Source organism: Arthrobacter sp. CAN_A214, from assembly GCF_015751955.1.
Lineage (GTDB): Bacteria > Actinomycetota > Actinomycetes > Actinomycetales > Micrococcaceae > Arthrobacter_D.
Genome location: NZ_JADOUU010000015.1, coordinates 36756 through 54208, shown reverse-complemented (window position 1 = coordinate 54208; position 17453 = coordinate 36756). Strand labels below are relative to the sequence as shown.

Below are 17453 nucleotides of genomic sequence, written 5' to 3'. Positions count from 1 at the left end.
GAATACTTGGGTTCAACTGAAGTTTCCGCACGCCGGTCGAGGCAGCTGCATCGGACCGCGTGCCGCGCGCGAGAAAGCCGTAGCCATGTCATCCTCCAAACCCGCTGTGTCCAGTGGGACCACGAAGCCTCTGAATTCACGGGGCAAGGTGGTGTTCGCGAGCCTCATCGGCACCACCATCGAGTTCTACGACTTCTACATCTATGCCACCGCGGCGGTGCTCGTGTTCCCCGCCCTGTTCTTCCCGAACCAGACCTCAGCGAACCAGCTGCTGAGCTCGTTCGCAGTGTTCGGCGTCGCTTTCGTCGCGCGTCCGCTCGGCTCGATCGTCTTCGGCCACTTCGGGGACAAGATCGGCCGCAAGGCCACCCTCGTGGCCTCGCTGCTGACCATGGGAATCGCGACCTTCCTGATCGGCCTGCTGCCCGCGGCGACCAATCCGGGGTGGGTCTTCCTCGCGCCGCTGCTGCTCGTTGTGCTGCGCTTCCTCCAGGGCCTTGCGCTGGGAGGCGAATGGAGCGGTGCGGCCCTGCTGGCCACGGAAAACGCTCCCGAGGGGAAGCGCGCCATCTACGGCACCTTCCCTCAACTCGGAGCGCCCATCGGCTTCATCCTGGCCAATCTGCTGTTCGTCCTGTTGAGCACCACCCTGAGCCCGGAAGAGTTCCTCGCATGGGGCTGGCGCGTGCCGTTCCTGCTGAGTGCCGTCATGGTGATCATCGGCCTCTACGTGCGGCTCAAGCTCATTGAGAGCGCGTCTTTCCAGAAGGTCCAGACCGAGGGCAAGGTGGTCAAGCTTCCGCTCGGCACCACGTTCCGCCTCCACTGGCGCGCGCTGATCCTCGGCACCTTCATCATGTTCGCCACCTACGTGCTGTTCTACTTCATGACAGCCTTCACCCTCACCTACGGAACCGCACCGTCGAGCGTCGAGCAGGCGCAGGCCCGGGCGGAGGCTGCAGGCAGGGAGTTCACCGATGCGCAGGTTGCGGCCTTCGTGCCCGGCCTCGGCATGGCACGCACCGATTTCCTGTGGATGCTCATCATCGGCGTGGTGTTCTTCGGCATCTTCACCCTCGTGTCAGGGCCGCTTGCCGAGCGCTTCGGCCGGCGCAAGATGCTCCTCGGCACCACCGTGGGCATCGCCGTCTTCGGCCTGCTGTGGGCTCCGCTGTTCGGGGCGGGTACCGTCGGCGCCATGGTGCTGCTGATCGTCGGCTTCACGCTCATGGGGCTCACTTTCGGCCCGATGGCCGCAGTGCTCCCCGAGCTCTTCCCGGCCAACGTCCGCTACACGGGATCCGCCGTCGCGTACAACGTGTCGAGCATGATCGGAGCAGCCCCGGCGTCGTTCGTGGCCGTGGCCCTCTGGCAGCTGGCCGACGGCAGCACGGTCCTCGTGGGGCTGTACCTGTCCGTGGCCGCCGCCCTGACCTTCGTGGCGCTCTGGCTGTCCCGCGAGACCCGCGACAACGACTACGAGAACAACATCGCCTAGTACAGGCAACCAGTCGGACTTGCCCGGCACCGATACGGCACCGACTAACGACGGCGCGGCACCTCCGGCTGGAACAGGCCAGGGGCCGCGCCGTCGTCCTTTCGGCGTTGCCTTCGACCCGTCGGATCCAGTGCGCGCAGCCCGAGAATGCCCGTAGACTGGGACAAAGGAAGCGTGCTTATCAATTCATGCAGACGGGGGCGGACGGAAAGGGCAGGATGAGCGTGCAGACTCTTGCGGGCGGACGTTATGACCTCCGGGAACGGATCGGTGCCGGAGGAATGGCCGAGGTCTTCGTCGCGAGGGACACCCGGCTTGAACGCAACGTCGCGGTCAAGGTGTTCCGTCCAGGAACGGCCGACGGCCTTGAGCGTGGTTCGGCTGAAGCCCGGCTCCTCGCAGGCCTCGACCATCCGGGCCTGGTGCGTGTCCTCGATATGGACACGGGACATTCCTCGGGAGACGGCGCCTACCTCGTCATGGAGTACGTGCCGGGCCCCGATCTCAGTCACCAGCTGCGGGGTGGCGCGCTGGACCGGGAGGAGGTCCGGCGCCTGGCGCTGGACCTGGCCAGGACCCTTGCCTACATCCACGGGCGGAGAGTGATGCACCGGGACCTCAAGCCCTCGAACATCCTGACCCGCGATGTCGAGCAGGACAGCGGCCTGTTCACCTACCTGCTGACGGATTTCGGTATCGCCCGGTTCTTCGACGGGGGCCGTATGACGGCAACCAACCAGGTGATCGGCAGCGCCGCCTACTTCAGCCCGGAACAGGCGCGGGGCGACGACGTGGGTTTCCCCACCGACATCTACTCCCTGGGACTCGTGCTGATCGAGGCGCTCTCGGGGAAGCGGGCCTTTCCCGGAACAGGCGTGGAAAGTGCGCTCGCACGACTGCACCGAAGTCCGTCGATTCCGCGCTCCGCCGGGACCGAGCTCACGCACCTGCTCGCCGCGATGACCCTCGATGATCCCGCCGCCCGTCCGACCGCCCGCGCAGTGGTCAGGGCATTGAGCGGAAATACAGGCAACATGGCTCCGGCCGGCGCCTCGCCACCTCGTGCCGCTGGTGAAGATACCGCGGAAAAGCACGCCGCTGTCGGACACCCCGCCGTCGCGCATACTGTTGCGGCTGCTGCCGGGCACCCTGCCTTGGACACCGCGGTCACGCAGATCGCCGAGAACGACGCCGCCGGGCCGACAGCGGTGGTGACTGCAAACCCTGCTGCCGAGTGGCTGCCCTCGCGTGCCGAGGCAGCCACCGAAACCTTCCCGTCATCAGCAGGGGCGGACCAGTCGGGTGCCGATTCCGCGGCTTCGACACCGCGCCGGAAGCATCACCGCGGCGTCATGGTGGCCGCAATGGTGGTGCTGGTCTCCCTCGTGGTACTCGGGGGCATCCTCTTGGTCGGCCTGATGGGGTCCGGCTCCGGCACCAGCCCCGACCCGCTGCCGGTGGTTCCTGGACTCACGGGCGAAAGACTTGAGAAGCTCGAGGAACTCTACGAAAGCGTGCAGCCATGAGCACCTCCGCAGCCGTGAACGGAGGGCCTTCCGTACGGCGGAAGCCTCCGCGGAAGACCCTAGCCGTGGGCGCCTTTGCCTGCGTGCTCTTTCTCACCGGGTGCGACGGCGCGTCGATCGACTCCGCCGCAAGCGAGCGTTTCCAATCCGAGGTGCGAGCCATCGCGCAGCTTGCGGGCTCGGGCGACAACGCCTCCGCCATAGCGCGGGCAGGCGAACTCCGGGTGGATCTGGCGTCAGCGGGGGCCGCGGGGGAGCTGACGAAAGAACGCCAGAACCTGATTTCGCTGCGCATCGACGCCGTGATCGCAGCGCTCGAGGAAAAATCCGCGCAGGTGGCCGAGCACGAAACCGGCCCCGTTCCGGCCGACGAGGTTCCTCCGGACGATCCGACCGTTGCCCCGGCCGAGCAGGATCCCGATCCCGCTCCTGTCCCTGATCCCGCTCCTGTCCCTGATCCCGCTCCTGATCCCGCTCCTGTCCCTGCGCCCGAGCCGGTGCCGGTTCCTGCGCCCGCTCCGGAGCGGCCCGATCAACCGGTTGCGCCCGGGAACGTCCCGGAAGTCGGCGGGGAGGCGCAGGATGCGGCGGAGGACGCACAGGATGATGCAGCGGAGGACGCACAGGACGCGCGGGGAAACCAGCCGGAGGACAATCAAGGGAACAACGGCGGCAACGGCAACGGCAACGGCAACGGCAACGGTAAAGGTAACGGCAACGGCAACGGCAACTAGGGGAGTTCCGCACTTCAGCCGACCCGGCCGGCGACTACGCGGCCGGCCGCCGTCCGGTCAGGCGCCCAACATCGGTGGTCAGCCGGGAGAAGCTAGTCGTGGATCCTGGCGATCACCGATCCGGCCGACACCGTATCACCCGGCACCGCGACCAGCCCGGATAGTTTTCCGGACTTGTGTGCGGTGAGCGGCTGTTCCATCTTCATTGCCTCGAGTACTACGATCAGGTCTCCCTCCGTCACTTCTGCGCCGTCGGTCACGGCCACCTTCACGATCGTTCCCTGCATGGGCGAAGTGAGCTCGTCGCCGTTCGATGCCGCCGTGCCCGCGCGCGGGCGCAGGGACTTCTTGGGTTTGCCGGCGGGGGAAGCCTTGGCATTGCCCGCTCCGAGACCTGCGGGAAGAACTACCTCGAGCCTGCGCCCGCCGACCTCGACGGTCACGCGCTGGCGCTGGTCCTCTTCCGGACCGGCCTCCCCGCTGTCGGGACGCCACGGCTCGATCCGGTTGTCGAACTCGGTTTCGATCCAACGGGTGTGCACGGTGAAGGCTCCCTCCGCCGGAGCGAAGGCAGGGTCGGAGACGACTGCCGCGTGGAAGGGAAGAACCGTCGGCATCCCCTCGATTCGCATCTCAGCAAGGGCCCGCCGGGCGCGCTGCAACGCCTGCGCACGGGATGCGCCGGTGACGATCAGCTTCGCAAGCATCGAATCGAAGTTGCCGCCGACTACCTCGCCCGCTTCCACTCCTGAATCCACCCGGACGCCCGGACCTGTGGGAAGTTTCAGTGTCTGCACCGATCCGGGGGACGGCAGGAAGCCGCGGCCGGCGTCTTCACCGTTGATGCGGAACTCGAACGAATGCCCGCGCACCTCCGGGTCGCCGTAGCCGAGCGCCTCGCCGCGCGCGAGCCGGAACTGCTCGCGGACAAGGTCGAGCCCGGTGACTTCCTCCGACACCGGGTGCTCCACCTGCAGGCGGGTGTTGACTTCGAGGAAGGAGATGGTGCCGTCCTGGCCGACGAGGAACTCGCAGGTGCCGGCTCCCTGGTACCCGGCCTCCTTGAGGATCGCCTTCGATGCCGCATACAGGCGGTCGTTCTGCTCTGCGCTGAGGAACGGTGCGGGTGCCTCCTCCACGAGTTTCTGGTTCCGGCGCTGCAGGGAGCAGTCCCGGGTCGACACCACGACGACGTCACCGTATGCGTCGGCGAGGCACTGGGTCTCCACGTGCCGGGGGGCATCGAGGAAGCGCTCGACGAAGCACTCGCCGCGGCCGAATGCCGCCGTCGCTTCACGGACCGCCGACTCGTAGGCCTCGGGAATCTCGTCCTTGTCGCGGACTACCTTGATTCCCCGCCCGCCGCCGCCGAAGGCGGCCTTGATGGCCAGGGGCAGGCCGAACTCGTCGGCGAATCGGAGCACCTCCTCCACTGATGCCACGGGGTCCTTCGTCCCGGGTACCAGGGGCGCTCCGACCCGCTCCGCAATATGGCGCGCCTGCACCTTGTCGCCGAGCTGGGTGATCGAGGAGGGCGAGGGGCCCACCCAGGTGATGCCGGCGTCGATCACGCGCTGTGCGAATTCCGCGTTCTCGGAGAGGAAGCCGTAACCGGGGTGGATGGCGTCGGCCCCGCTGCGTCCGGCTGCCTCGAGGATGCGGTCCATAAGGAGATAGGACTCCGCGGCGGTTTCTCCGCCCAGCGCGAAGGCCTCATTGGCGAGGCGGACATGGAGGGCGTCGCGGTCCGGGTCGGCGTAGACGGCTACCGAGGCGATCCCCTCGTCCCTTGCCGCACGGATCACCCGGACCGCAATCTCACCACGGTTCGCGATCAGTACTTTCGTGACAGGGCCGGAATGGCCCCGGAGGCCGGCTGCACGGTCGTCTGCGGCAGACTGGGCAGCGCCGGATATGGGCTCGCTCATAGGGGATGTCGCTCCTTCGTATTTGTTTCGGAGCCTAACCGTTATTTGGAGCTATCGCCTATGGATCGTGCCGTTATGGAGTGTTGGAGTCGCTTTTTCTGTAGGAATTCTACAAGGCTTCAGTTTCGCTCCCAGAATTCGGTGATGCTCACGCCGGTAGAGGCGAGTAGTTGCCGCAGCGTCGAAATACTGATCCCGACAACGGCGTGGGGGTCGCCCTCCACGCGCTCGATGAAGGCGCCGCCCAGGCCGTCGAGCGTGAACGAGCCGGCGCACTGCAGCGGTTCGCCGGTGGCCACGTAGCGGTCCACCTCGCCGTCGGACATGGCGGTGAAGTGGACCGTTGCCGAGCTGACCCCTCCGATGGTCGCACCCGAGCCGTCGTTCCGGTTGTCCACCAGCCAGTGACCCGTATGAAGGACGCCCGAGGATCCCTGCATGCGCCGGATGCGGTCCCGGGCCGTATCGGGCTCGTACGGCTTGCCGTGCGCTTCGCCTTCGAACTCGAAGATGGAGTCGCAGCCGATCACGAGGGCGTCGTAGGCGTCGTCGAGCGAGGAGACTGCCTCGGCCTTCACGCGGGCAAGCAGGAGCGAGGTGTCCAAGGGGTCGAGGTCACCGTACCGGGCTGCGGCCGCCGCCTCGTCGACGTCGGAGGCCAGGACGTCGTGCCGAATGCCCGCCGCGGTCAGGAGCTTGGTACGGGCAGGGGATGCGGAGGCGAGGACGAGGCGCGGAGTCATGCCCCCAGCCTACGCAGGAAGCAACGCCCGCCGCAGCGTGTCCAGACCGACCGAGCCCAGATTGAGCGCGCGCGTGTGGAAGGCGCGGAGGTCGAACCGGTCGCCCTCACCGGCCCTCACCTCATCCCGGATCTGCTCCCACAACCGCTGACCGATCTTGTACGACGGCGCCTGCCCCGGCCACCCGAGGTAACGGTTGAATTCGAAGTCCAGTTGACCCTCGCTGATCGCGATATTCGCCTTGAGGAAGCCGTAGCCCTTCTCCGGGGTCCAGGTACCCGTCCCCCAGCGCGCGGGCATCTGGAGTTCGAGGTGGACCCCGATGTCGAAGACCACACGCGCAGCCCTCATGCGCTGGGCGTCGAGCATACCGAGGCGGTCCCCGGGATCGCTCAGGAAGCCGAGGTCCTCCATGAGCCGTTCAGCGTACAGCGCCCAGCCCTCTCCCTGGCCGGATACCCAGATGGCGTTGCGCCGCCAGGAGTTGAGGAGCTGGCGCTGATAGATGGCAGTGGCGATCTGGAGATGGTGGCCGGGAACCCCCTCGTGGTAGACGGTGGTGGTTTCCTTCCAGGTGGCGAAGGAATCCTCGCCTTCGGGGACGGACCACCACATGCGGCCCGGACGGGAGAAATCATCGCTGGGTTCCGTGTAGTAGATGCCGCCCTCGTTGGTGGGGGCGATCCGGCACTCGATGGTGCGCATGATGTCCGGGATGTCGAAATGGGTTCCGGCGAGGGCTTCCACCGCGCTATCGGACAACTGCTGCATCCAGGCCTGCAGCGCGTCGGTGCCCTGCAGTTGCCGGGCCGGGTCCCCGTCCAGGATCCGCATGGCTTCCTCGATCGTGGCGCCCTCCCTGATCTCGTCGGCCACCGCTTCCTGCTCGGCGATGATGCGGTCCAGCTCCCCGACCCCCCAGGCGTAGGTCTCCTCGAGGTCCACTGCCGCGCCGAGGAAGCGCCTCGACATCAGCGCGTAGTGCTCCCGGCCCACTGCGTCCTTGTCCGGGGCCGAGGGCAGGAGGTCCTCCCGGAGGAAGGCCGCGAAGCTGCTGTAGGCCCGGCGGGCGGCGTCGGCTCCGCTCACCAGTTCGGTGCGGAGCGACTCGGGCAGGTTGCCGTCGTCGGCTTTCGCGGTGGAGGCGAAGACGTCGAAGAATCCGCCGTCCTCCGCGTACTTCCCGGACTGCTCGATGACGACGCGGACCTGGCGGCTCGACGCCACGAGGCCGCGCTTCCGGCCCTCCTGCAGCGACGAGGTGTACCCCGACAGGGCATCGGGGATGTTGTGCAGGCGCCCCGCGATATGGCCCCACTGCTCGGCCGTGGCGGTCGGCATGAGGTCGAGGATGGCACGGATTTCCTGCGCCGGCGAGGCGATGTTGTTGAGGTCGGACAGGTTGAGGCCGGTGTCGGAGATTTCCATCTCGAGTCCGAGGCGTTCACGCATCGCGTCGAGCGTAACGGCATCGACGTCGTCGACGGGCTGGAGATCGGACAAACGCTCCAGGGTCTCGCGGGCTGCCTCGGCGAAAGCTTCGAGCCCTGCCGGGGAGTAGTCCTGATATTCCGTCTCGTGTCCGGGAACGCCGAGGGTTGTCGCGAAACTGGGGTCCAGTCGGATAAGGGTCTGCGTGTAGGAATCGGCAACTGCGTCGATCGCCGTGGCTGCGCGCGCGGGCGCTGCACCGGGGGACTGGTGGGACGACAGGGCGGAGGTGGGTTCAGAAGTCACACGCAGAGCCTAACCGCACCTGGTTGCTGAAGGCCACGACCCCGGTCCGTAACTTTCGCAACCCAATCGTGCCCGGGTGTTGTGGCCGTAGGTGCGGGCACGCGCCTACGGTGTGATGGGCAGGTCCAGAAGGAGGAACCATGGCAGCAGGAGAAGTTCAGCATCGTCAGGTACTGGCGGCGGGAACCGCTGCAGCGCTTCTGATGTCGGGGTGCGGCACGGCCGTTCCCGAGCCGCGGGCTGCAGAGGGCGTGGAACGCGTCACGGTGGCCCTGGAGACCTTCCCCGACGCTGAGGACGCGTTGGTTCAGGCGTCATTCCGGCTCGGGGCTGCGATGACGGCAGAGAACCCGGACGGAAACCAGGTGACGAGTCCGCTGAGCGCGCTCTACGCGCTCGCCATGCTCCGTGCGGGAGCCGGTACCACGACCGCCGCCGAAATGGACGGCGTTCTCGGGCTGCCGCTACAGCACCGCGACGAGGCAATGAACGCGCTGCTCGCCGAGGTGCAGGAGTACGACGGCGATCCCGGCGCGGTCGACGAGGACGAGCCGCCCGCCGGACCGCTGCTCCACCTCGCCAATGGAGTGTTCGTCAACGACGGAACCCCAACGGGCGAGGCGTTCCTCACAACCCTCGCCCGCCAGTACGGAGCCGGTGTGTATCCCGTGGACTTCCCGAACCCGGATACAGAGGGAATCCTCGACCGCTGGACCAGTGCCAACACCGGCGCCCGGATCGAGAAGGCACCTCTCGAATACGATCCGGACACCACGCTGTCGCTGCTCAGTACCGTGTACTTCGCTGCCGCCTGGGCCTCACCCTTCGACGCGGAAGGCACTGCTCCGGGTTCCTTCGCCCTGCCGGGCGGATCCGGGGAGCAGGTGGAGCTGATGTACGGTGAGATGCCCGTCCGGTACGCGCGGGGCGGTGACTGGCAGGGCGTCGACATTCCCTATGGGGAAGGATTCAGCATGCGGCTGGTCCTCGCCGACGATCCCGCGGTCTCCCCGGTCCGCACCGAGGAGGAGCTGCTGGAAGTCTGGGACAAGATGGCTTCCGTGGACGAGATCAGGGCCGGGCTGGTGCTGCCGAAGTGGGACCACGACCACACGCAGGATCTGCTGGGTCCGCTGAAGGCCCTGGGCCTCGAGGAGACCCTTGGTCTCACCCCCAATTTCGACGCCATCCAGAAGGACATCCTCGTTTCGGGCGCCGCGCAGAGTGCGAACATCACGGTGGCGGAAAAGGGGACGGTGGCAGCGGCTGTGACCCAGCTAGGTTTCCGGGTATCGTCCGCGCCGATGCCTCCCGAGCTAACCCTCGAGTTCACCCGTCCGTTCCTGTACCAGATCATCCACGACGACACCGGGCTGCCGGTCTTCCTCGGAACGGTGCTGGACCCGCGCTGACGGAGCCCGCCGACCATGCGGCCACATGCGCAGCTCCTACCGTGCGCTGCGCTTCCACGAGCCCGGGCCTGGGAGCGGCTTCAGCCGCAGCATGGTCCGCCGCAACCAGGACCGGCTGGAGCCCTCGGCCGGGCCGCCCGTCTCTCCCTGCAGGGCGACGACGACGGCGGTCAGGGCCGCCAGCTCCTCATCGGTGGGGTTGCCCGAGACCACCGACAGCACGGGCTCGTTCGCCGTTTCGGATGTCCCGGCGGGCGTGGGATCAGTGCCACGCCCCGGCTCGATCCCGCTCACAGCGGAATGTTCCCGTGCTTCTTGGCCGGCATCGAGGCCCGCTTGTCCCGCAGTGCCCGCAGGCCACGGACGATCTGCACCCGGGTCTCCGACGGTGCGATGACGGCGTCCACGTAGCCGAGCTCGGCCGCCTGGTAGGGGTTCAGCAGCTCTTCCTCGTACTGCGCGACGACGTCGGCGCGGGCCGCCTCGAGGTCCCCACCGGCGTCGGCCACCGCCTTGAGCTGGCTGCGGTAGAGGATATTGACGGCACCCTGCGCTCCCATCACCCCGATCTGCGCGGTGGGCCAGGCGAGGTTGATGTCGGCGCCGAGCTTCTTCGATCCCATGACGATATAGGCGCCACCGTAGGCCTTGCGTGTGATGACCGTGAGCTTCGGCACCGTGGCCTCGGCGTAGGCGTACAGCAGCTTGGCACCGCGGCGGATGATCCCGTTGAACTCCTGGTCCTTGCCGGGGAGGAAACCCGGAACATCGACGAGGGTGAGGATCGGGATGTTGAACGCATCGCAGTGCCGGACGAAACGCGCGGCCTTCTCGGAAGCGTTGATGTCGAGGGTGCCGGCGAACTGCAGGGGCTGGTTCGCGACGATACCGATGGTGTGGCCCTCCACTCGCGCATAGCCGGTGACCACGTTGGGGGCGTAGAGGGCCTGCATCTCGAGGAAATGGCCGTCATCCACGATGGCCGAGATGACAGCGTGGATGTCGTAGGGCTGGTTGGCCGAATCGGGGATGAGCATATCGAGGGCGAAGTCCTCGTCCGTCGGTTCGAGCATCTCGGCGAACGGTGCCAGCGGCGCTTCGGCGAGATTGTTCGATGGCAGGAAATCGAGGAGTTCCCGCACGAACCCGATGGCGTCCTGCTCGTCGGTGGCCAGGTAGGTGGACGTTCCGGTGGTCGTGTTGTGCTGGCGTGCGCCGCCGAGTGTCTCCATGTCGACGTCCTCGCCGGTCACGGTCTTGATGACGTCGGGACCGGTGATGAACATGTGCGAGGTCTTGTCGACCATCACCACGAAATCGGTCAGGGCGGGGGAGTATGCCGCGCCGCCGGCACACGGGCCCATGATGAGCGAGATCTGCGGGACGACTCCGGAGGCATGGACATTGTTGCGGAAGATGTCCGCGAACATCGCAAGCGATGCCACGCCCTCCTGGATGCGCGCGCCGCCGCCGTCGTTGATGCCCACCACGGGGCAGCCGTTGCGCAGCGCGAACTCCTGCACCTTGACGATCTTCTCCCCGTTGACCTGGCTCAACGACCCGCCGTAGACGCTGAAATCCTGGCTGTAGACGGCGATGGGACGGCCGTCCACCGTCGCATAGCCGGAGACGACGCCGTCGCCCAGCGGCTTCTTCTTCGCCATGCCGAACGCCGTGGACCGATGCACGGCGAGCGCATCGAACTCAACGAAGGACTCCGGATCCACCAGCAGGTCGATCCGCTCACGCGCCGTGTGCTTGCCCCGGGCGTGCTGCTTCACAACAGCCTCGGGCCCCGACGGAACTGCTGCGAGATCCTGTCGTCGCCGGAAGTCGGCGAGCTTCCCCGCAGTCGTCGAAAGATCAGCGGTGGTAGGTAGATCGAGGGTCAGGTCCTCGGGCATGAAGTCTCCGATAGGCAGGTGGTGAACGCCTTAAGGAGGAATCCTCCAAAAAGCGGGGCGTTTTTTCCAGTCTAGTGAGCTACGGCACTACTCGGCTTGTAGGACATCTACAGCTTCCTGCACTGCGGCCTATTCTGAGTGGATGACCGCAAGCAATGCCGCAGGCGATGAGACCGCAGGCAATGAGACGACAGAACAGGCTCCGCAGGGGAATGCCACCCTTAGGGGGCGCACCATACTGATGTCGGGCGGCAGTCGCGGAATCGGGCTCGCCATCGCACTCCGAGCCGCCAGGGACGGTGCCAATGTGGTGCTGATGGCCAAGACGGGGGAGCCGCACCCCAAACTCGACGGCACGGTTCACACCGCAGCGCAGCAGATCGAGGACGCGGGGGGCGCCGCCCTGCCGCTCGTGGGAGACGTGAGGAATGATGACGACGTGGCCGGCGCCGTCGCCGCCGCCGTCGAGCGGTTCGGAGGAATCGACGTCGTGGTGAACAATGCGTCGGCCATCGATCTGTCGACGACACCGGACATCGACATGAAGCGGTACGACCTCATGGCCGACATCAATGTCCGCGGCACCTTCCTGCTGAGCAAGCTCTCGATCGACGCGCTCCGGCGCTCTGACAACCCCCATATCCTCACGCTCTCGCCGCCGTTGAACCTCGACCCACGGTGGGCCGGAAAGCACCTTGCGTACACCCTGGCGAAGTACGGCATGAGCCTCACGACACTCGGCCTTGCCGAGGAGTTCCGGGCCGACGGCATCGGAGTCAACTCGCTGTGGCCGGCCACGCTCATCGATACGGCGGCCATCCGCAACATGCCCGGTGGCGGCACGATGGTGCAGGCCGCGCGACGCCCTGAGATCGTGGCCGATGCGGCACACGCCGTCCTGACGAGGGACTCGAGGGACTGCACGGGAAACTTCTTCACCGACGAGGAGGTTCTCCGGCAGGAAGGGGAAACCGATTTCGCCGGCTACAGTCTTGGCGCTCCGGAAGACCGGCTGGTTCCCGACATCTTCCTCTGATCCCAGCCGGGAGGAAACGGCTGGGTAAGATCGGGTCATGACCTCCCGCTATTCCAACCTAGAGCGCCCCGGGCTGGACCAGGGAGCGCTCCGCGCCGCTCTCTGCACGCCGGTCGGCCCCTACGCGCGCCTCGAACTGGTGCAGCGGACCGGATCGACGAACGCGGACCTCGCGGAGCAGGCAGGTTCGGCGGGTGGCGACTGGCCGGACCTGAGCGTCCTCACCGCTGAAGCGCAGAGCGCCGGGCGCGGCCGCCTCGACCGTTCCTGGGTGGCCCCGGAGCGGTCCTCACTCCTCGTGAGCGTGCTGCTGCGGCCGGTCAACGACGCCGGCAGGCCGCTTCCGACGCAGAGCTACCCGTGGTTCTCACTCCTGGCCGCGCTCGCGCTCGCCGAAAGTGTCGAGGACCGCACGGAGGTCAGCCCGCAGCTCAAGTGGCCCAACGACGTGACCGTGGACGGGCGGAAGCTCGCCGGCATCCTCGCGCAGTTCGTGCCCGACACGCGAGGCGGCGCTCCCGCCGTCGTCGTGGGTATCGGGTTGAATGTCAGCCTCACGGGGGATGAGCTTCCGGTGCCCACGGCCACGAGCCTGCTGCTCGAGTACGCCGGAACCACGGACCGCAATATCCTGCTGAAGTCATTCCTCCGCACGTTCGCGGCGCACTACCGTGCATTCTGCGTGGTGGACGGGAACGCGATGGCCCCCTGGTCCGAGGGGTTGTCCCTCGTCAACCGGGTCTCGGAGAGAATGGCGACTCTCGGGCAGGACGTGCGGGTGGAACTGCCGGGGAACGGAGCGCTGACCGGACGTGCGCTGGCACTCGATGCCCACGGGGCCCTTGTGGTACGCGACGACGACGGCGAGCGGCACACTGTGACAGCGGGCGACGTGGTGCATCTGCGCCCGCTGGGTTAGGGCGGAATGCGCATCCGGCTCTCACCGGGGGAACGCGTCGTGGTTCGCACCCGGGCAGACCCGGCGCGGTTGGCGTGGCCGGTCGCGGCATCGGTGGTCCTGCTCGGACTCGGAGGTTTCGCCCTTGGCAGGCTGAGTACAGCGCTCCTTCCGGGTGAGCTCCAAACCTGGCGTCCCGTGCTGGTCCTTCTCGCCGCAGTCCTGATCCTGGTGCTGCTGGCGCGGTTCTTCGTGCGCCCTTTCGTGCGGTGGCTCAACAACCGCTATGTACTCACCAGCATGCGCCTCATCCACCGGCGGGGCGCGGCACGAAGAAGTGAGCACCAGATCCCGCTCTCGGCGGTCTATCAGCTGGACATCTCCCAAAGCCTTTTCCAGCGGTTCGTGGGCAGCGGAACACTGCTGGTGGATCTGGGGCGCGATCGCGTGGTGACCTACCGCAACGTCCCCCGGATCCACGTCTTCAAGGATTATGTGGTCGATGCGGTAAGCGAGCTCCCACTGACCCTCATGTTCGATGGTGTAGACATGGAGATTGATTCGACTTATGCCCAGCGGGAAGATCCGGGGGCCAACCAGGAGCGGAGGGGCGGCGGGAGATGACGGCGGAGTCCGGTGCGGGACACGATGCGCTGCCCGATCCACGCGCATACCCGGATGCGCCCCGCGCCTCAGGATCGCATCCCGCTGCACGGGCCGTGTGGCGCCTGCAGAGCGACGCCGAGAGCCGGCCGGCCACCCGCCCCATACCCGCCGTCCGCCCCGGGGACCCGGCAGCTGCAGTCGAGCGGAATCCCGACGCCGGGCCGGAACCCGTCGTCCACCTGAACCGGGAGACCATCCGTAACCTCGAGATCGAACTGCTGGGTGCCGAGCGCACCCTGCGGCGCCGCGACGTCGCCGCAGGGGCCGGTGTCTCGCTTCTCTCGGCTCGGAAGCTGTGGCGCGCGATGGGCTTTCCGAACATCGGCGACGACGACATCGCCTTCACGGAGAAGGACCAGAATGCGCTGACCACGATCATCGAGCTGGTCCGCCAGGAACAGCTGACCGAGGACGCCGCGATCTCCATCACGCGTGCCGTGGGCCAGATGACGGACCGCATGGTGGTCTGGCAGATCGAGGCACTGGTCGAGGAGATGGTGGTGCAGCGCGGCATCTCCGACGCCACCGCCCGGAAAACTCTGGTGGCCGAACTGCCGGAGCTGATCGAACCGCTCGAGAAGACCCTCGTGTATGCGTGGCGACGCCAGATGAACGCCGCGGTTCAGCGACTCGCACTGAGGGCGGAGTCCGGCCTGCGGGCAAGTGAGACAGGGCGCGACGGCGATGAACAGGACGCACCGCTGCCCCTGGCGCGCGCAGTCGGGTTCGCCGACCTCGTGTCCTACACCAGCCTCTCCCGACAGATGAACGAACGGACGCTCGCGCAGCTGGTGCAGCGCTTCGAGAACAAGTGCGCGGAAATCATCTCGGTGGGCGGCGGGAGGCTCGTCAAGACCATCGGCGATGAGGTGCTGTACATCGCCGAGTCCCCGGAAGCGGGCGCCGAAATCTCCCTCGCACTCGCCAAGGCCTTCACCGAGGACGAACTCCTGCCGTCCGCCCGGTGCTCCATGGTGTGGGGACGTGTCCTCTCACGGCTCGGGGACATCTACGGGCCTACAGTGAACCTGGCCTCTCGCCTGACCTCGCTCGCGGAACCGGGCACCGTGCTCATCGACGCCTCCACCGCCGCAACCCTGAGCAACAACGAGAAGTTCGTGCTGATGCCGCACCAGGCACGGACGGTGCGTGGGTTCGGCGAGGTCCACCCGGTCACGCTCGCACGGGGAACAGGGACAGGTCTCGTCCTCGACTGAGTGCGGCGGCTGCGACTGACGTGCCCGGTGCGCCCGACGTGCGTCGGACCTGCACAGTCAGGGCAGAATAGGGGCATGACTGACCAGCTGATCCTCTCCGCGGTGGTGGCGCCGTGACCGACACCCCCGATTCCGGCCGTGCAGTGTCGGGAACGCTGAGACTGAGCTATGGCTGTGCTACCGACCGCGGCCTGCGCCGTGAACTCAACGAGGATTCACTTCTCGCCTCCGAGCCCATCTTCGCCGTCGCCGACGGGATGGGCGGTCATGAAGCGGGCGAGATCGCCAGCGGGGTCTGCATCCGGACGCTCGAACGCAGCATGCGCGGCACCCGGACGTCCGAATTCTCGGCGGAGGACCTCGAACAGTTGATCCAGGAAGCGGACGCGCAGATACGCTCCGAAACCGGTGGCAAAGCCGGCACCACGCTCTCCGGTGTCGTGGTCGTGCAGGATGCCGGTGGGCCCTCCTGGTTGTTCTTCAACGTTGGAGACTCCCGGACGTACCGCCTGAACGGCAACCGGTTCGGGCAGATCTCGGTTGACCACTCCGAGGTGCAGGAACTCGTGGAGCTCGGCGAGATCACGGCGGCCGAGGCCCAGACCCACCCACGCCGGCATGTGGTGACGCGCGCCCTGGGAACGGGCGACGACGCCGAGGCCGATTACTGGCTCATGCCGGTCCGGACGGGCGACCGCATCCTCATCTGCTCCGACGGCTTGACCGGGGAAGTGAGCGACGACGGCATCTACGACGTGCTCAGCACCGTCCCTGATCCGCAGGTGGCAACCGAGGCGCTCATCGAGGCAACCCTCCGATCGGGTGCGCGGGACAACGTCACGGTCATCGTCCTTGATGCTGTCATCGACGAGCCCGCTGACCCTGCCGGCGATGTCAGCGCTGGTCGGGGCGGTGCTACGGTTGTCGATCCGAGCTTCCTCCCGTTACCCGGAACACCTCGCCGCATCATGATCGAGGCCGACAGGCCGCCCGCCTGACAGGGGAGGCACCGGAATTCCGGTGTTCGCCGTGTAATCCCGACGTGCGGCTTATATTGAGGCATGGCAATGCACCGCCGAGCGGCCCACCCCGGCTCCCCTGTGCTGGGCGCGGGCGGAGGGATGCTTGCGGTTTCGCTCGCACTTGTCGGCTGTGCCGGGCACAGCAGCGCGCAGGAGGTGGCGGACGCTCCGTGGTTCGCCGGTTACGTCGACGTCACCGTGCCCTCCACCTACGAGGTGGACAGACCACCCACGCCGGAAGCAGCGAAAGCCGTCCTCTCCTTCATCGTTGCCAGTGAGGAAGATGCCTGCGAGCCCTCGTGGGGCGGCACGTACAGCTTCGACAGGGCTGGAACCGCTTTTCAGCTGGACGACCGCCTGGCCCGGCTGAGGAATCGCGGGGGAGAGGCGGTCGTCTCCTTCGGCGGACAACGGGGAGACGAACTCGCGACCACCTGCACGGACCCGGAGGAGCTGGCCGGAGCGTATCGAAGCGTTCTGGAGCGCTACAGGGTGGGGACGATCGACCTCGATATCGAGGGAGACGACCTGGATGACTCGTCCGCCGGAGAGCGGCGGGCTGAAGTGATCGCGCGGCTGCAGCGGGAACGCGACAGCGGAGACCCCCTCCAGGTCTGGGTGACGTTGCCGGCAACACCCGATGGACTGACCGAACGGGGCAGGGTGGCTGTCACGCAAATGCTCGATGCGGACGTGGAGCTCGCCGGGGTCAACATCATGACGATGAACTACAGCTCGAGCCGCAAGGCGGGCCAGACGATGTTCGAGGCCTCGGTGCAGGCAGCCGAGGGAACGCACCGGCAGCTCTCCGACATCTACGGCAGGCATGGCGACGCCCTGGATGCTGAGCAGGTGTGGAACAGGGTGGGCCTCACTCCCATGATCGGCGTCAATGACGTTCCCGGTGAAGTATTCGACCTCGCGGCCGCACAGGCACTGAACGAGTTCGCCGCAAGCCGGGGAATAGGAAGAATCTCCCTGTGGTCCCTCAACCGGGACCGCGCGTGCGGGCCGGCTGAATCGGACGCCGCGCGGCCCTCGAATACCTGCAGCGGAATGAACCAGGCCCCCGGGGACTTTTCCGGCACGCTGGGCGCCGGGTTCTCGGGCAGTATCAACTGAGGACCCAGCC

15 protein-coding genes are annotated in these 17453 nt (G+C 67.0%); 10 read left to right on the top strand and 5 right to left on the bottom strand.

The window, feature by feature from the left end; all coding sequences use genetic code 11:
• The first annotated feature begins 85 nt into the window (after positions 1 to 85).
• From IWX65_RS12875 to IWX65_RS12865, 3 genes are all read left to right on the top strand, one after another.
• Positions 86 to 1498, top strand: coding sequence for an MFS transporter (locus IWX65_RS12875; RefSeq protein ID WP_196883404.1), 1413 nt, complete (start codon positions 86 to 88; stop codon positions 1496 to 1498).
• 218 nt (positions 1499 to 1716) lie between these two features.
• Positions 1717 to 3024 (top strand): serine/threonine-protein kinase, encoded by a 1308-nt coding sequence (locus IWX65_RS12870; RefSeq protein ID WP_196883401.1) that lies wholly within the window; start codon positions 1717 to 1719, stop codon positions 3022 to 3024.
• Positions 3021 to 3758 (top strand): hypothetical protein, encoded by a 738-nt coding sequence (locus IWX65_RS12865; RefSeq protein ID WP_196883399.1) that lies wholly within the window; start codon positions 3021 to 3023, stop codon positions 3756 to 3758. The genes IWX65_RS12870 and IWX65_RS12865 overlap by 4 nt, the downstream gene beginning before the upstream one ends.
• A gap of 92 nt (positions 3759 to 3850) precedes the next feature.
• Here IWX65_RS12865 and IWX65_RS12860 read toward each other — a convergent pair whose 3' ends face one another.
• From IWX65_RS12860 to IWX65_RS12850, 3 genes are all read right to left on the bottom strand, one after another.
• Positions 3851 to 5686 (bottom strand): acetyl/propionyl/methylcrotonyl-CoA carboxylase subunit alpha, encoded by a 1836-nt coding sequence (locus IWX65_RS12860; protein WP_196883397.1) that lies wholly within the window; start codon positions 5684 to 5686, stop codon positions 3851 to 3853.
• 119 nt (positions 5687 to 5805) lie between these two features.
• Entirely contained in the window at positions 5806 to 6429 is a 624-nt protein-coding gene (locus tag IWX65_RS12855; protein ID WP_196883395.1) for a Maf family protein, read from the bottom strand.
• 9 nt (positions 6430 to 6438) lie between these two features.
• Positions 6439 to 8166, bottom strand: a complete 1728-nt coding sequence (locus IWX65_RS12850; RefSeq protein WP_442859196.1) for a DUF885 domain-containing protein — start codon at positions 8164 to 8166, stop codon at positions 6439 to 6441.
• A gap of 140 nt (positions 8167 to 8306) precedes the next feature.
• Here IWX65_RS12850 and IWX65_RS12845 point away from each other — a divergent pair, with 140 nt between their 5' ends.
• The gene (locus tag IWX65_RS12845; RefSeq protein ID WP_196883393.1) at positions 8307 to 9578 is read left to right on the top strand and encodes a serpin family protein; all 1272 of its coding nucleotides are present in this window, start codon (positions 8307 to 8309) and stop codon (positions 9576 to 9578) included.
• A 36-nt stretch (positions 9579 to 9614) separates the two neighbouring features.
• Here IWX65_RS12845 and IWX65_RS12840 read toward each other — a convergent pair whose 3' ends face one another.
• Entirely contained in the window at positions 9615 to 9872 is a 258-nt protein-coding gene (locus IWX65_RS12840; protein ID WP_334683849.1) for an acyl-CoA carboxylase subunit epsilon, read from the bottom strand.
• Positions 9869 to 11482 carry an acyl-CoA carboxylase subunit beta gene (locus IWX65_RS12835; RefSeq protein WP_196883391.1) on the bottom strand — a complete coding sequence of 538 codons (1614 nt, stop codon included), beginning with the start codon at positions 11480 to 11482 and terminating at the stop codon, positions 9869 to 9871. Before IWX65_RS12835 ends, IWX65_RS12840 begins: the two co-directional genes overlap by 4 nt.
• 142 nt (positions 11483 to 11624) lie before the next feature.
• On the opposite strand from IWX65_RS12835, the gene IWX65_RS12830 reads away from it, so the two are divergent.
• The 6 genes from IWX65_RS12830 (at position 11625) to IWX65_RS12805 (ending at position 17443) form a co-directional block, all read left to right on the top strand.
• On the top strand, positions 11625 to 12518 hold the full coding sequence (locus tag IWX65_RS12830) for an SDR family oxidoreductase (protein ID WP_196883389.1): 894 nt from the start codon (positions 11625 to 11627) through the stop codon (positions 12516 to 12518).
• Positions 12519 to 12555: 37 nt separating this feature from the next.
• Positions 12556 to 13437 carry a biotin--[acetyl-CoA-carboxylase] ligase gene (locus tag IWX65_RS12825; protein ID WP_196883387.1) on the top strand — a complete coding sequence of 294 codons (882 nt, stop codon included), beginning with the start codon at positions 12556 to 12558 and terminating at the stop codon, positions 13435 to 13437.
• Between the two features lie 39 nt (positions 13438 to 13476).
• On the top strand, positions 13477 to 14040 hold the full coding sequence (locus tag IWX65_RS12820) for a PH domain-containing protein (RefSeq protein ID WP_196883385.1): 564 nt from the start codon (positions 13477 to 13479) through the stop codon (positions 14038 to 14040).
• On the top strand, positions 14037 to 15299 hold the full coding sequence (locus tag IWX65_RS12815) for an adenylate/guanylate cyclase domain-containing protein (protein WP_334683848.1): 1263 nt from the start codon (positions 14037 to 14039) through the stop codon (positions 15297 to 15299). The genes IWX65_RS12820 and IWX65_RS12815 overlap by 4 nt, the downstream gene beginning before the upstream one ends.
• A 113-nt stretch (positions 15300 to 15412) precedes the next feature.
• Positions 15413 to 16297 carry a PP2C family protein-serine/threonine phosphatase gene (locus IWX65_RS12810; protein ID WP_196883384.1) on the top strand — a complete coding sequence of 295 codons (885 nt, stop codon included), beginning with the start codon at positions 15413 to 15415 and terminating at the stop codon, positions 16295 to 16297.
• 69 nt (positions 16298 to 16366) lie between these two features.
• Positions 16367 to 17443 carry a chitinase gene (locus tag IWX65_RS12805; RefSeq protein ID WP_334683847.1) on the top strand — a complete coding sequence of 359 codons (1077 nt, stop codon included), beginning with the start codon at positions 16367 to 16369 and terminating at the stop codon, positions 17441 to 17443.
• Positions 17444 to 17453: the final 10 nt, after the last annotated feature.

Bases quoted from the DNA above. Each gene is read 5' to 3' on its own strand.
- IWX65_RS12875 (WP_196883404.1), top strand. From the start codon at position 86: ATGTCATCCTCCAAACCCGCTGTGTCCAGTGGGACCACGAAGCCTCTG.
- IWX65_RS12870 (WP_196883401.1), top strand. From the start codon at position 1,717: ATGAGCGTGCAGACTCTTGCGGGCGGACGTTATGACCTCCGGGAACGG.
- IWX65_RS12865 (WP_196883399.1), top strand. From the start codon at position 3,021: ATGAGCACCTCCGCAGCCGTGAACGGAGGGCCTTCCGTACGGCGGAAG.
- IWX65_RS12860 (WP_196883397.1), bottom strand. From the start codon at position 5,686: ATGAGCGAGCCCATATCCGGCGCTGCCCAGTCTGCCGCAGACGACCGT.
- IWX65_RS12855 (WP_196883395.1), bottom strand. From the start codon at position 6,429: ATGACTCCGCGCCTCGTCCTCGCCTCCGCATCCCCTGCCCGTACCAAG.
- IWX65_RS12845 (WP_196883393.1), top strand. From the start codon at position 8,307: ATGGCAGCAGGAGAAGTTCAGCATCGTCAGGTACTGGCGGCGGGAACC.
- IWX65_RS12835 (WP_196883391.1), bottom strand. From the start codon at position 11,482: ATGCCCGAGGACCTGACCCTCGATCTACCTACCACCGCTGATCTTTCG.
- IWX65_RS12830 (WP_196883389.1), top strand. From the start codon at position 11,625: ATGACCGCAAGCAATGCCGCAGGCGATGAGACCGCAGGCAATGAGACG.
- IWX65_RS12825 (WP_196883387.1), top strand. From the start codon at position 12,556: ATGACCTCCCGCTATTCCAACCTAGAGCGCCCCGGGCTGGACCAGGGA.
- IWX65_RS12815 (WP_334683848.1), top strand. From the start codon at position 14,037: ATGACGGCGGAGTCCGGTGCGGGACACGATGCGCTGCCCGATCCACGC.
- IWX65_RS12805 (WP_334683847.1), top strand. From the start codon at position 16,367: ATGCACCGCCGAGCGGCCCACCCCGGCTCCCCTGTGCTGGGCGCGGGC.